The 13,341-nt window shown below is 65.3% G+C and carries 11 protein-coding genes and 2 tRNA genes; 9 read left to right on the top strand and 4 right to left on the bottom strand.

Features of this window, described 5'->3' with window-relative positions:
• Positions 1-18 precede the first annotated feature (18 nt).
• From ilvC to CH268_RS07200, 3 genes are all read left to right on the top strand, one after another.
• Complete coding sequence (ilvC, locus tag CH268_RS07210; RefSeq protein WP_170944858.1) at positions 19-1,020, top strand: ketol-acid reductoisomerase; 1,002 nt, start codon at positions 19-21, stop codon at positions 1,018-1,020.
• 184 nt (positions 1,021-1,204) lie between these two features.
• Positions 1,205-2,800, top strand: coding sequence for a phosphoglycerate dehydrogenase (gene serA / locus CH268_RS07205; protein ID WP_027496645.1), 1,596 nt, complete (start codon positions 1,205-1,207; stop codon positions 2,798-2,800).
• Positions 2,801-2,843: 43 nt separating this feature from the next.
• Entirely contained in the window at positions 2,844-3,854 is a 1,011-nt protein-coding gene (locus CH268_RS07200; protein WP_094663067.1) for a 3-isopropylmalate dehydrogenase, read from the top strand.
• 83 nt (positions 3,855-3,937) lie between these two features.
• Here CH268_RS07200 and CH268_RS07195 read toward each other — a convergent pair whose 3' ends face one another.
• Positions 3,938-5,173, bottom strand: coding sequence for an MFS transporter (locus CH268_RS07195; protein ID WP_032383590.1), 1,236 nt, complete (start codon positions 5,171-5,173; stop codon positions 3,938-3,940).
• Between the two features lie 132 nt (positions 5,174-5,305).
• On the opposite strand from CH268_RS07195, the gene CH268_RS07190 reads away from it, so the two are divergent.
• Genes CH268_RS07190 through CH268_RS07180 form a run of 3 tightly spaced genes read left to right on the top strand, consistent with a single transcriptional unit; the run spans position 5,306 to position 8,619 of the window.
• Positions 5,306-6,079, top strand: a complete 774-nt coding sequence (locus tag CH268_RS07190; RefSeq protein ID WP_032370769.1) for a fumarylacetoacetate hydrolase family protein — start codon at positions 5,306-5,308, stop codon at positions 6,077-6,079.
• 7 nt (positions 6,080-6,086) lie between these two features.
• On the top strand, positions 6,087-7,562 hold the full coding sequence (gene gltX, locus CH268_RS07185) for a glutamate--tRNA ligase (protein ID WP_094663065.1): 1,476 nt from the start codon (positions 6,087-6,089) through the stop codon (positions 7,560-7,562).
• A 46-nt stretch (positions 7,563-7,608) separates the two neighbouring features.
• The gene (locus tag CH268_RS07180) at positions 7,609-8,619 is read left to right on the top strand and encodes a YihY/virulence factor BrkB family protein (RefSeq protein WP_032366375.1); all 1,011 of its coding nucleotides are present in this window, start codon (positions 7,609-7,611) and stop codon (positions 8,617-8,619) included.
• On the opposite strand, the gene CH268_RS07175 is transcribed toward CH268_RS07180, so the two are convergent.
• Positions 8,571-10,142 (bottom strand): bifunctional 3'-5' exonuclease/DNA polymerase, encoded by a 1,572-nt coding sequence (locus tag CH268_RS07175; protein WP_094663063.1) that lies wholly within the window; start codon positions 10,140-10,142, stop codon positions 8,571-8,573. The genes CH268_RS07180 and CH268_RS07175 overlap by 49 nt on opposite strands.
• Positions 10,143-10,382: 240 nt before the next feature.
• Between CH268_RS07175 and CH268_RS07170 the strand changes: the two genes are divergently transcribed.
• Together CH268_RS07170 and CH268_RS07165 are read left to right on the top strand one after the other, a co-directional pair.
• Positions 10,383-10,454, top strand: a tRNA-Gln gene (locus CH268_RS07170).
• A 99-nt stretch (positions 10,455-10,553) separates the two neighbouring features.
• A tRNA-Glu gene (locus tag CH268_RS07165) sits at positions 10,554-10,626 on the top strand.
• A 91-nt stretch (positions 10,627-10,717) separates the two neighbouring features.
• Here the strand turns inward: CH268_RS07165 and CH268_RS27795 are convergent.
• Entirely contained in the window at positions 10,718-10,885 is a 168-nt protein-coding gene (locus CH268_RS27795) for a DUF5302 domain-containing protein (RefSeq protein ID WP_158514274.1), read from the bottom strand.
• Positions 10,886-11,005: 120 nt separating this feature from the next.
• Positions 11,006-11,734 (bottom strand): IclR family transcriptional regulator, encoded by a 729-nt coding sequence (locus tag CH268_RS07155; protein WP_027496652.1) that lies wholly within the window; start codon positions 11,732-11,734, stop codon positions 11,006-11,008.
• Between the two features lie 145 nt (positions 11,735-11,879).
• Between CH268_RS07155 and leuC the strand changes: the two genes are divergently transcribed.
• Positions 11,880-13,334 carry a 3-isopropylmalate dehydratase large subunit gene (leuC, locus tag CH268_RS07150; RefSeq protein ID WP_037219272.1) on the top strand — a complete coding sequence of 485 codons (1,455 nt, stop codon included), beginning with the start codon at positions 11,880-11,882 and terminating at the stop codon, positions 13,332-13,334.
• Positions 13,335-13,341: the final 7 nt, after the last annotated feature.

Here is a 13,341-nt window from a genome sequence, read left to right as displayed (position 1 = left end):
CAACCAGTGGCAGTCGAGATGTTCTACGACGACGATGCTGATCTGTCGATCATCCAGGGCCGCAAGGTCGCTGTGATCGGCTACGGAAGCCAGGGCCACGCGCACTCGCTCAGCCTGCGCGACTCCGGCGTCGATGTTCGCATCGGCCTGGCGGCAGGCTCGAAGTCCCGCGCCAAGGCGGAGGAGCAGGGCCTGAAGGTCGGAACTCCCGCAGAGGTGTCCGAGTGGGCCGACGTGATCATGGTGCTCGCACCCGATACCGCTCAGGCCAAGATCTTCTCCGAGGAGATCGAGCCCAACCTGAAGGACGGCGACGCGCTGTTCTTCGGCCACGGCCTCAACATTCACTTCGACCTGATCAAGGCTCCGGAGTTCGTGACCGTCGGCATGGTTGCCCCCAAGGGCCCCGGCCACCTCGTGCGCCGTCAGTTCGTCGACGGCAAGGGTGTTCCCGCGCTCATCGCCATCGACCAGGACCCGAAGGGTGAGGGCCAGGCCCTCGCGCTGTCGTGGGCCAAGGGCATCGGCGGCACCCGCGCAGGCGTCATCAAGACCACGTTCAAGGAAGAGACCGAGACCGACCTGTTCGGTGAGCAGGCCGTGCTGTGCGGCGGCACCGAAGAACTCGTCAAGACGGGCTTCGAGGTCATGGTCGAGGCCGGCTACGCACCCGAGATGGCGTACTTCGAGGTGCTGCACGAGCTCAAGCTCATCGTCGACCTCATGTACGAGGGCGGCATCGCCCGCATGAACTACTCGGTGTCCGACACCGCGGAGTTCGGTGGGTACCTCTCCGGACCGCGCGTCATCGACGCAGGCACCAAGGAGCGCATGAAGGCCATCCTGGCCGACATCCAGTCGGGCGAATTCACCCGTCGCCTCGTCGCCAACGTCGAGAACGGCAACACCGAGCTCGAAGGCCTGCGCAAGGCCAACGCCGAGCACCCCATCGAGGTCACCGGCAAGAAGCTGCGCGACCTCATGAGCTGGGTCGACCGCCCGATCACCGAGACGGCCTGATTCTCATCGAATCGCGTTGTCACGCAATCTGATCGAAGGGCACCCCTGGATTGCCGGGGGTGCCCTTCGGTGCGTGAGTCCGGTGGCGTCACCGTGTGACGTCTCGGACCTCTAAACTGTTCGTGCTGCACAGCCCGCCGAATTTTTCCGACCACGTCTCGAACCGATATAGGGAGTTTTTCACGTGAGCCAGCCAGGCCGTCCTGTCGTTCTGATCGCCGACAAACTTGCGCCGTCCACCGTCGAGGCACTGGGCGACGGCGTCGAGGTTCGCTGGGTCGACGGTCCGGATCGCCCCGCGTTGCTCGCTGCAGTTCCCGAGGCCGACGCCATTCTCGTGCGGTCCGCGACCACGGTCGACGCCGAGGTGCTCGCTGCCGGGACCAACCTCAAGATCGTCGCCCGCGCCGGTGTCGGCCTGGACAACGTCGACGTGCCCGCAGCCACCGAGCGCGGCGTCCTCGTCGTCAACGCACCGACCTCCAACATCCACACGGCCGCCGAGCATGCGGTGACGTTGCTTCTCGCGGCCGCGCGCCAGATCCCGGCTGCCGACGCCACCCTGCGTCAGCACGAGTGGAAGCGCAGCAAGTTCAACGGTGTCGAGATCTTCGGCAAGACCGTCGGCGTCGTCGGACTCGGCCGTATCGGCCAGCTGTTCGCGCAGCGTCTGGCCGCGTTCGAGACCCACATCATCGCGTACGACCCCTACGTCTCGGCAGCGCGCGCGGCGCAGCTCGGCATCGAACTGGTGAGCCTGGACGAGCTGCTCGAGCGGGCCGACATGTTCTCGGTGCACCTGCCGAAGACGCCGGAGACCAAGGGCATCATCGGCAAGGAAGCCCTCGCCAAGACCAAGCCCGGGGTCATCGTCGTCAACGCCGCACGCGGTGGACTGGTCGACGAGCAGGCACTGGCCGACGCCATCACCTCCGGTCACGTGTTCGCCGCAGGCATCGACGTCTACGCCTCCGAGCCGTGCACCGACAGCCCGTTGTTCGAGCTGCCGCAGGTCGTCGTCACTCCCCACCTCGGGGCATCGACCACCGAAGCGCAGGACCGAGCGGGCACCGATGTGGCCAAGTCCGTATTGCTGGCTCTCGCAGGCGAATTCGTGCCCGACGCGGTCAACGTCAAGGGTGGGGCCGTCGGCGAAGAGGTATCGCCATGGCTCGAAATCGTACGTAAGCAGGGTGTGCTGCTCGGAGCCTTGTCCGACGAGCTGCCCACCTCGTTGTCGGTGGACGTTCGCGGCGAACTCGCGAGCGAGGACGTGCAGATCCTGAAACTGTCCGCGTTGCGCGGACTGTTCTCGGCCGTCATCGAGGATTCGGTCACGTTCGTCAACGCTCCGTCCCTCGCCGAGGAGCGCGGTGTCACAGCAGAAGTGACCACCGCTCCCGAGAGCGAGAATCACCGCAGTGTCGTCGACATTCGCGCCGTCTACGGTGACGGATCGGTCCTCAACGTTGCCGGCACTCTGACGGGCACCTCGCAGGTCGAGAAGATCGTCAACATCAACGGCCGCAACTTCGACCTCCGCGCCGAGGGCAAGAACCTCATCGTCAACTACGCGGATCAGCCCGGCAGCCTGGGTCGAATCGGCACTCTGCTCGGCGACGCCGGAATCGACATCCAGGCCGCAGCACTGAGCCAGGACTCCGAGGGTGACGGCGCAACGATTCTGCTGCGCGTCGACAAGGACGTTCCGGCCGAGCTCAGTGCGAGCATTGCCACCGCTGTGGGTGCCTCCACCATCGAGCTGGTCGACCTGTCCTGATCGCTCGCAGCCGATCGGACCGACACGAACTACGAGGAGTGAAATGAAGCTGGCCGTCATCGCCGGGGACGGAATCGGACCGGAGGTCGTCGCCGAAGCGCTTGCCGTTCTCGACGTGGTCGCACCCGGAGCCGAGAAGACCGAGTACGACCTCGGGGCGCGGCGTTACAACGCCACCGGAGAGTTGCTGCCGGATTCGGTGTTGGCAGAACTGCGTGAGCACGACGCAATTCTGTTGGGAGCCATCGGCGATCCGTCGGTGCCCAGCGGTGTGCTCGAGCGTGGGCTGTTGCTGCGGGCGCGATTCGAGCTCGATCACCACATCAATCTGCGGCCGGCCAAGTTGTACCCGGGCGTGGTCGGTCCGCTGGCCGGGGACAAGCAGATCGATGTCGTCGTCGTTCGGGAGGGTACCGAGGGGCCGTACACCGGCAACGGTGGTGCACTGCGCGTCGGTACACCGCACGAGGTGGCCACCGAGGTCAGCGTCAACACTCGTTACGGCGTGGAGCGCGTGGTGCGCAACGGTTTCGAGCGGGCGCTGACCCGCAGGAAGCACCTGACGCTGTTGCACAAGACCAACGTGCTCACGTTCGCCGGTAGCCTGTGGGCCCGCACGGTCGAGGCAGTCTCGGCGGACTTCCCGGACGTCGAGGTCGCGTATCAGCACATCGATGCCGCGATGATCCACCTCGTCACCGATCCCGGCCGGTTCGACGTGATCGTCACCGACAATCTGTTCGGCGACATCGTGACCGACCTCTCGGCTGCCGTCACCGGCGGAATCGGTTTGGCCGCAAGTGGAAACATCGATGCCACCGGTACCAATCCCAGCATGTTCGAGCCGGTCCACGGCAGCGCACCGGATATCGCCGGTCAGCAGAAAGCCGATCCGACGGCTGCCATCCTGTCGGTGTCGCTGCTACTGGCACACCTCGGCGACGCATCGAACGCTGCACGGGTCGAAGCCGCTGTTGCAGCGGATCTCGCCGAGCGGGGAACCACGGCCGCGTCGACGAAAGAGATCGGCGCACGGATCGCCGGTCGCCTGTAACTCTCACGCCACGACATGCCACGGTGGGCCGACGGCCCACCGTGGCATGTCGTGTATCACGGGCAGGTCACCCCTTCGGCACGTCAGCGGGCGCGGTCTGCACCGGCGTCGGACGTCTCGTCCGTGGGCTCGGGTGCCGGATCGTCGGGCACGATAGGTACGGAGAGCGCGGGAAAGACCGCCGACACCAGGAACGCCACGGGGAAGCTGATGGCCGCGATCGCCCCGAAGACAGGCGGTACAGCTGAGGCGAATACGTACTGACTCGTGTTCTGTACCCCGAGAGCGCGTCCGCTCCAATACGGTCCCGAGATTTCCGCGACAGCAGTGAACGCGAGGCCGTTCGGGGCAACGGTGGCAACGGACGCGACGACGAGCAGGACGATGGCCGCGGGGGAGTCGAACCAGTCGGCGATGCCGAGCCCGAGCATGCTGGCAGCGGCCGTCACGGCCACCCACCGCAAAGGCCGCATGCGGCTACCGACACGATCGGACAGCGCGCCCACGCTCATCCGACCCAGTGCGCCGAGAATCTGGGTCAGCGTGACGAGGACACCCGCGGCCGCGGCCGTCCACCCTCGGTCGGTCATCAGCCACACGAGCGCATACGTCCACACCACGTACTGCGGCACCACCAACAGGATGGACGTGGCGTGAATGCGCCACAGTTGGCTGCTGTTGCGGTACGGATTGTCGAGCAGACCCTGCGCCGCCGCATCGGTGCGATTCGGACGGGGAGGGTCGACCACGGCCAGGCACAGCAGAGCGCTCGCAGCGCAGACGGCAGCGGGCACGAGCAGGGCCGCGCCGACGCCGTGGTCACGCGCGACAGGCGGGATGGTCAGTGCCGCGACGGCCACGCCGAGGGGAACCGACATCTGTCTGATGCCCATGGCCAGCCCACGACGGTGCGGCGGAAACCACCCCACCACGACGCGTCCGCTCGCGCTGTTCGCGCTGGCCGCAGACATACCGCCGATCAACAGCAGGGCGGCGAGCGCCGGAATGGACGTGCTGACCACCGCAGCCAGGCTCGCGGCAGCGGTGAGCCCGAGCCCGATCACCAGAACGAGACGTTCGCCGATGCGGTCGACGAGCACGCCCCATGCGATGAGGGTCAGCATGATGCCCACGGTGGGCATCGCAACCACGAATCCTGCGGTCGCAAGTCCGAGTCCCCGGTCGTCGTGCAGGGCGGGAATGAGAAATGCAGCACCGTTGATGAAGACGGCACCGGCAGTCTGCGCGAGCATCCCGAGCACGAGCATGAACCACCGTCGCGTCTCGCCGATACTGGACAGCTGCTTCGTGGCGCTCATTCCGGCCTCTCGTCTCACTATGTGAACACGTAATCTTGCTATCTGGATACAGATCGAAACATTACACCGGCGAAAGATCGACGGACAGGACGGCATCGGCGTGCGGAGAACGGCGGTCGATAGACTTTCGACATGCGTCTCGGTCGAATTGCAAGTCCTGATGGTGTGGCATTCGTGAGTATCGAAGGTGAGGGGGATGCCCGGACGGCGAAGGAAATTGCCGAACATCCTTTCGGCACACCGACGTTCACGGGTCGATCGTGGCCACTGGCCGACGTGCGACTGCTCGCACCGATCCTCGCCAGCAAGGTGATCGCCATCGGTAAGAACTACGCCGCGCACGCCGCCGAGATGGGTGGTGAAGCACCGGAGACTCCCGTCATTTTCATCAAGCCGAACACCTCCATTGTCGGTCCGGGTGCGGCCATCGTGCTGCCTCCGTCGTCGAACGAGGTGCACTACGAAGGCGAACTCGCCATCGTGATCGGTCGTCCGTGCAAGGACGTGCCCGCCTCCAAGGCGTACGACGTGGTGCTCGGATACACCGTCGCCAACGACGTCTCGGCACGCGACCATCAGAAGCACGACGGGCAATGGACCCGGGCGAAGGGGCACGACACGTTCTGCCCCCTCGGGCCGTGGATCGAGACGTCCCTCGATCCTTCCGACCTCGAGATCAAGACCGAGGTCGACGGCGTCGTCAAGCAGCAGAGTCGTACTTCGCTTCTACTGCACGACATTCCGAAGATCATCGAGTGGGTGTCCGCAGTGATGACCCTGCTGCCTGGAGACGTCATTCTGACCGGAACGCCCGAGGGGGTCGGCCCCATCGCCGACGGAGACAGTGTGTCGATCACCGTCGAGGGAATCGGAACCTTGACCAACCCAGTCGCAGCGAAGAAGTAGGACAACGATGACCACAACAGCAGATGTCCGCGTTCGGTTCTGCCCGTCGCCCACCGGCACACCGCACGTCGGTCTGGTCCGCACCGCCCTGTTCAACTGGGCGTTCGCGCGACATCACGGCGGCACCTTCGTCTTTCGGATCGAGGACACCGACGCCGCTCGCGATTCCGAGGAGTCCTACGCAGCGTTGCTCGACGCGCTGCGATGGCTCGGTCTGGATTGGGACGAGGGCCCCGAGGTGGGCGGTCCCTACGAGCCCTACCGCCAGTCGCAGCGACGCGACCAGCATGTGGCTGTCGTACAGCAACTGCTCGATGCCGGCGAAGCCTACGAGTCGTTCTCGACGCCCGAGGAAGTCGAAGCGAGGCACAAGGCCGCCGGGCGTGACCCCAAGCTCGGCTACGACAACTTCGACCGCGACCTGACGCCGGAGCAGCGGCAGGGATTCCTCGACGAGGGACGCGGGGCCGTGGTGCGGCTGCGCATGCCCGATCACGATCTGACGTGGAACGACCTCGTACGCGGCGAGACCACGTTCAAGGCGGGGACCGTACCGGACTTCGCCTTGACTCGCGGCAACGGAGTTCCGCTGTACACGTTGGTCAATCCGGTCGACGACGCACTGATGAAGATCACGCACGTGCTGCGCGGCGAAGACCTGTTGTCGTCGACGCCTCGACAGCTCGCACTGTACGAGGCCCTGATCCGAATCGGTGTGGCCGACCGCACCCCGGAGTTCGGACATCTGCCGTTCGTGATGGGCCAGGGGAACAAGAAGCTGTCCAAGCGTGACCCCGAATCGAACCTCTTCATCCACCGCGACCGAGGCTTCGTCCCGGAGGGGCTGCTGAACTACCTGGCGCTTCTCGGGTGGGGCATCTCCGACGATCACGACGTGTTCTCGCTCGACGAGATGGTGGCGGCGTTCGAGATCTCGTCGGTCAATTCCAACCCTGCGCGCTTCGACCAGAAGAAGGCCGACGCGATCAACGCCGAGCACATCAGGATGTTGGCTGCAGACGACTTCGCGGCACGGTTACGCGAATTCCTCGTTGCTCGAGGGCATCTCACCGAGCCGGTCGACGAGAAGATGTTCGCTGTCGCGGCGGATCTGGTGCAGACGCGCATCGTCGTGCTGTCGGATGCGTGGGGCCTACTGAAGTTCCTCTTCGTCGACGACGCGGAGTTCGAGATCGATCCTGCAGCGGCGGCCAAGAATCTCGGCGCAGACGCGGCACCGGTACTCGACGCCGCCATCGAAGCACTGACCGCAGTGACGGACTGGTCGACGGCCGAGCTGGAAGTCGCCCTCAAGGACGCGCTCATCGAGAAGATGGAACTCAAGCCCCGCAAGGCCTTCGCGCCGGTTCGGGTGGGGGTCACCGGCTCCCACATCAGCCCGCCGCTGTACGAGTCCATGGAACTTCTCGGCCGCGAGAGGACCCTCGCTCGTCTGACCGCCGCACGTACCCTTATCGCGTGACGGCGGTGCGACGTCGGCCGTCGAGGTCGGTCGGAGACTTTCGCACATGAGCGTCGCCGACCGACTGGATCGACTGCAGCGCAGGCGTCCGGTTCTCGGATTTCCGATTGCGGTGGTCTACAAGTTCGTCGACGATCAGGGTGGTTACCTGGCCGCGCTGATCACGTACTACGCATTCGTCTCGCTCTTTCCTGCGCTGCTGCTCTTCTCCGTGATTCTGGGCATCGTGTTGATGGGCAACCCGGAGCTGCAACAACAGATCCTGAACTCGGCACTCGGTCAGATCCCGGCGATCGGGGAAGAACTGGGGCGTCCCGAACGGATAGGTGGCGGCACGGTCGGTCTGACGGTGGGTATCCTCGGGTCGCTCTACGGCGGACTCGGCGTGTCCGTTGCGTTGCAGAACGCGATGAACACCGCATGGGCCGTACCGAAGAATCTTCGGCCCGATCCCATTCGAGCCCGAGTGCGGGGATTGGGTTTGCTGAGCACCGTGGGTCTGGCGGTACTGGCGATCACCGCACTCAATGTGCTCAGTGCCGCAGGATATTTCGGTCCGGAATCCGGTCTCGTCGTGTTCGTGATCGGAACGCTGCTGTACGTCGGGGTGTTCGTCGTTGCGTTTCGGCTCGCCACAGTGCGAGCGGTGTCGATCGGGCAGGTACTCCCGGGAGCCATAGCGGCCGGTCTGACGTGGCAGCTGCTGCAGACCTTCGGCGGTGTGTACGTGAAGTACGTCGCCGCGAGTGCGACGGTGACGAACGGTGTCTTTGCGGTCGTGCTCGGGCTGTTGGCCTTTCTGTACGTGACCTCGGTCTCGATAGTGATCTGCATCGAGATCAACGTGGTTCGTGTCGACAGGCTGTTCCCGCGGGCCCTTCTGGCCCCGTTCACCGACGACGTCGACCTGACCGAAGGTGACAAACTCACCTACACCGGACAGGCAGAAGCACAGCGCAGTACCGCGTTCGAGGAAATAGACGTGACGTTCGAGGACCCACCGAGCGCTCAGTCGGACTCCGGCCCGAACTCCGGCTCGGCAGCCGGGGCACCGTAGAAGCGGTCGATCCTGGTCTCCATCGGGAAGAGCACCGCCGTGTCGCCGAACATCAGACGCGTGGCCGAGCCTGCCGCCGCAGCAACGGCCTCGGACACCCACGGTGCGTCTCCGAGTGGACAGTGCACCACTACTTCGTCGTGCTGAAAGAACACCAACTCACTTCTGCTCGACCGCAATCGCCCGCGCAGATCTGCCAACAGGCACAGCGCCCACTCGGCTGCGGTCGCCTGCACCACGAAGTTGCGCGTGAATCGGCCACGCGCGTGGGCGTCACCGGTGGACCACCACTGCGGCGTAGGGGGAGGGCACGCTCGGCCCAGCCACGACCGGACCACCTCGCCGCGCTCGCCGGCCCGCGCCGCCTCTTCCACGACCGCCACCGCGTCGGGGAATCTGGCGCGTAGGCGGGTCAGCAACGCACGAGCCTCACCCGACGTCGCGCCGTACAGCACTCCGAGAACAGCGACCTTGGCGTGCGCACGATCACCGTCGAACGACTCGGCCGCGACGGGGGCGTAGAGATCCGCTGTTCCCGCAGCGGCGACCATGCGTGGGTCACCCGACATCGCGGCGAGAATGCGGGGCTCGAGCTGGCCGGCGTCGGCGGCGACGAAGGTGTACCCCGGGTCGGCGATCACGCTGGCGCGCAGAGGTTTCGGGATCTGCAGACCCCCACCGCCCCGGCTCGCCCAGCGGCCGGAGACGACGGCCCCTGGCACGTAGACCGGCCGGAAACGATCTCCGCGAACCCACGCGTCCAGCCACGTCCACCCGTTGGTGCTGTGCAGTTTCGACAGATCTCGGTGGCGAAGCAACAGCGGCACCGCAGGATGGTCGATGTCTCGGATCACGTGTGCTCGAGTGGATGTGAGCTCGATACCGGCGCGCGCGAACGCGGCGACCACCTCCGCGGGTGAACCGGGGTTCACGCGGCGCCCGAACGCCGACGAGATCTCGTTCTCGAGCTTCACCAACGCAGGAGGAGTCGATCCGTCGACCGGCCTCGCACCGAGGGTCGCGTCGAGGTGCCGCCGATGCGCAGCGGCCGAGAACGGCAATCCGTCGAATGTCATCTCCGCCGCGGCCAGACCTCCGGCCGACTCGGCGGCCGCCAACAGCTGCAGCGCCCGATCGTCACCGATCTCCTCGCTCTGACGGCGGTAGTCGGCGAGCACTGCCACCGGATCCGCATGCGGGTCGGCGTCGAACAATCCGGGTCGCAGGTCTGCGGGTGTGGACGGTGTCGTGGTGCGCCCCGTTCGCATCGCCAGAATGGCACCGACGAGGGCGAGATCGTGGCAGCGCCGGACCCGCACCCCTCCGTCGAGCAGTCGCGGGTAGATGCGGCTCGTGTCCTCCCACACCCAACGGGGAGCGTGCTCTCGCTCGACAGCGGCCACGGAGCCCACCAGATCGTCGGTCACCTCCTCGGCAGCGGAACTGCCGCCGGACGGGGAGCCGTCCTCGTCGAGGCGGATCAGCACGGCCCGGTTGCCCTGGGGAACGAGCAGCACCTTCATCGGCGTCTGCGAAGTTCGAGAACGCTCACGACACAGAAGTCTGCTGCATGCTCTGCGGCCGACGATGCGCGGGTTCTGCGTTCACGCGATGGTGTCCGAGCGGGCCTCGAGGGCGGTCGAGGGCGGTTATCAGGGCTCTGAGCAGCCGATTTGGAGAATGGGTAGTGACCTTTGATAGTCTCTATCCCGGCTCGAAACGCAGTGCACATCGATCGGATGCGTATTTCGATTCAAGTCCATTGGGGTATGGTGTAATTGGCAACACAGCGGTTTCTGGTACCGCCATTCTAGGTTCGAGTCCTGGTACCCCAGCGAGCAGGTGAGCGGCGATTTTGCCGCCGATGCCGAGGCAGTTAAGCTACCTCAGCATCACGTGTTCGATACAGCGTCAACAATGCAGGTGAAGTTCCTGGCCCCGTCGTCTAGCGGCCTAGGACGCCGCCCTCTCAAGGCGGTAGCGCGGGTTCGAATCCCGTCGGGGCTACGAAGACAGCACCCCCTCGATCTCCGGATCGAGGGGGTGCTGTCGTTTCGGTGTGACCGTCGTTGCTGTCGTGCGGTGGTATCGCTTCGCGTCAGACGCTCTTGCGGCGGAACATCTTCTGGTGATCGGCCGGACCGTGGGCATTGTTCACCTTGGGGCCACCGTCCTTGTGGTCGACGGAATTGTGCGACTTGCTGTTCTTCTGTTCGAGAACCTCGCGGAACTTCTTCTTCAACTCTTCGCTGCCGGATTCTGACATGGGGCACTCCTTGCAGTCGGCGACCGGCCGGGTGGGCCGTTCGAGACGAACGTACTCCACTTCTGCGGTCACTTCAGCCGGTTTTTGGTGGGTGCCGCTCGATCGGCCTCGGTTCGGCGCTCAGAGGCGCTTGTGCAGCGCGTCGGCGGCGGCGAGCAGGTCTGCCGCCCAGCGTGCGCCCGGCTTGCGTCCGATGCGGTCGATTGGGCCGGACACCGAGATCGCTGCCACGACAGTGTCGTTGCTGTCGCGAACGGGAGCCGAGACGCTCGCGACCCCCGGCTCACGTTCACCTGCGCTCTGCGCCCACCCTCGCCTGCGGATCTCCAGCAGCACCCGTTCGCCGAATTCGGCGTCCGGCAGCACTGTGCGTTGAGTCTGCGAATCTGCCCACGCAAGAAGAACTTTCGCCCCGGAGCCGGCTGTCATGGGTAGCCGGGCCCCGACGAGCACGGTATCTCGGAGACCGGTCGGGGGCTCCATGGATGCGACACAGACACGAACGGTCCCCTCGCGGCGGTAGATCTGCACGCTCTCTCCGGTGATTTCGCGAAGCCGAGGCAGTACCGATGCTGCGGCGTCGAGCAGAGCATCCGACGCGCTCGCCGCCAATTCCCCCAGCCCCGGACCGGTGCGCCACAATCCGTCGGAATCGCGCACGAGGAGGCGGTGGGTTTCGAGTCCGACCGCGAGCCGATGCGCAGTGGCGCGGGGGAGCGCTGTGCGGGCACACAGGTCGTTGAGAGTGCAGGGTGTCTCGGCCACTGCATGCAACACGGCCATGGCCTTGTCGAGGACACCGATACCGCTCGATTTGTCGACGGTGCCGCTCAGGCTATGCTGTCTCATAGAACGATATTAGCCTCCCGAATGCTGAGATTGCACAACCGCGAGAAGTCCAGCGTGCCGCGGGGGACGATGTCGAGACGATCACGCGAGGTGGACCAGCCCGTCCGCCGGCGCGACGACAGGGAAGACGAGGTCTGCGACAGCGATGTCCGAAACGACGAAATCCGATGCGTCCGTAGCGCAAGCGCCGAAGACGCTGGCGGAGAAGGTGTGGGACCAACATGTGGTCGTCCCCGGTGGGGGAGAAGGCGGTGCACGTGAGCCGGATCTGATCTACATCGATCTGCACCTCGTGCACGAGGTCACCAGCCCCCAGGCATTCGACGGTCTGCGGTTGGCCGGCCGCGACCTTCGTCGCCCGGACCTGACGATCGCAACGGAGGACCACAACGTCCCGACGGCCGACATCTTCGCGCCGATTGCCGATCTCGTCTCACGCACCCAGGTCGATACTCTTCGCCGCAACTGCGAGGAATTCGGAGTTCGGTTGTACCCGATGGGAGATCTCGATCAGGGCATCGTCCACATCATCGGCCCGCAGCTCGGTCTGACCCAGCCGGGTATGACCATCGTGTGCGGAGACAGCCACACCTCGACGCACGGTGCATTCGGTTCGATCGCAATGGGAATCGGCACCAGCGAGGTCGAGCATGTGATGGCCACCCAGACTCTGTCTCTGCGACCGTTCAAGACCATGGCCATCACCGTCGACGGAGAACTGGCTCCCGGTGTGACGAGCAAGGATCTGATTCTCGCGGTGATCGCCAAGATCGGCACCGGCGGCGGTCAGGGATACGTGCTCGAATATCGCGGTGAGGCCATCCGCAAGCTGTCGATGGAAGCCCGAATGACCATCTGCAACATGTCGATCGAGGCCGGGGCGCGCGCGGGCATGATCGCACCCGACGAGATCACGTACGAATACCTGAAGGGACGGCCGCATGCGCCCCAGGGGGCAGAGTGGGATGCGGCGGTGGCCGCCTGGAACGAACTGGCAACCGACCCGGATGCAGTGTTCGACAACGAGGTACACATCGATGCGAGCACTCTGACGCCGTTCGTCACCTGGGGAACGAACCCGGGTCAAGGTGCTCCGTTGGGAGATGCCGTGCCCGATCCCGAGGCAATGCTCGACGAGGGCGAGCGCGTATCGGCCCAGAAGGCCTTGCAGTACATGGGTCTCGAAGCCGGTACACCGATCCGCGAGATCTCCGTCGACACCGTGTTCGTCGGCTCGTGCACGAACGGCCGCATCGAGGATCTGCGTGCGGTGGCGTCCGTCCTCGAGGGCCGCCGCGTCGCAGACGGCGTGCGAATGCTGGTGGTACCCGGGTCGATGCGGGTGCGCGCGCAGGCCGAAGAGGAAGGGCTCGGTGAGATCTTCACCGCAGCAGGGGCCGAGTGGCGGCAGGCCGGCTGCTCGATGTGTCTGGGAATGAACCCCGATCAGCTCACCTCGGGAGAGCGTTCGGCATCCACGTCCAACCGCAATTTCGAGGGGCGTCAGGGCAAGGGTGGTCGCACTCACCTCGTGTCGCCTCTGGTTGCGGCGGCCACTGCAGTTCGCGGAACCCTGTCCTCTCCGGCGGATCTCGCGTAGCAGCGAG

Source organism: Rhodococcus sp. 06-1460-1B (assembly GCF_002258475.1).
Taxonomy (GTDB): domain Bacteria; phylum Actinomycetota; class Actinomycetes; order Mycobacteriales; family Mycobacteriaceae; genus Rhodococcoides; species Rhodococcoides fascians.
Note: the sequence above shows the minus strand (reverse complement) of the source record. Positions and strands in the feature narration are given on the sequence as shown.

Bases quoted from the DNA above. Each gene is read 5' to 3' on its own strand.
- ilvC (WP_170944858.1), top strand. From the start codon at position 19: ATGTTCTACGACGACGATGCTGATCTGTCGATCATCCAGGGCCGCAAG.
- CH268_RS07200 (WP_094663067.1), top strand. From the start codon at position 2,844: ATGAAGCTGGCCGTCATCGCCGGGGACGGAATCGGACCGGAGGTCGTC.
- CH268_RS07195 (WP_032383590.1), bottom strand. From the start codon at position 5,173: ATGAGCGCCACGAAGCAGCTGTCCAGTATCGGCGAGACGCGACGGTGG.
- CH268_RS07190 (WP_032370769.1), top strand. From the start codon at position 5,306: ATGCGTCTCGGTCGAATTGCAAGTCCTGATGGTGTGGCATTCGTGAGT.
- gltX (WP_094663065.1), top strand. From the start codon at position 6,087: ATGACCACAACAGCAGATGTCCGCGTTCGGTTCTGCCCGTCGCCCACC.
- CH268_RS07180 (WP_032366375.1), top strand. From the start codon at position 7,609: ATGAGCGTCGCCGACCGACTGGATCGACTGCAGCGCAGGCGTCCGGTT.
- CH268_RS07175 (WP_094663063.1), bottom strand. From the start codon at position 10,142: ATGAAGGTGCTGCTCGTTCCCCAGGGCAACCGGGCCGTGCTGATCCGC.
- CH268_RS27795 (WP_158514274.1), bottom strand. From the start codon at position 10,885: ATGTCAGAATCCGGCAGCGAAGAGTTGAAGAAGAAGTTCCGCGAGGTT.
- CH268_RS07155 (WP_027496652.1), bottom strand. From the start codon at position 11,734: ATGAGACAGCATAGCCTGAGCGGCACCGTCGACAAATCGAGCGGTATC.
- leuC (WP_037219272.1), top strand. From the start codon at position 11,880: ATGTCCGAAACGACGAAATCCGATGCGTCCGTAGCGCAAGCGCCGAAG.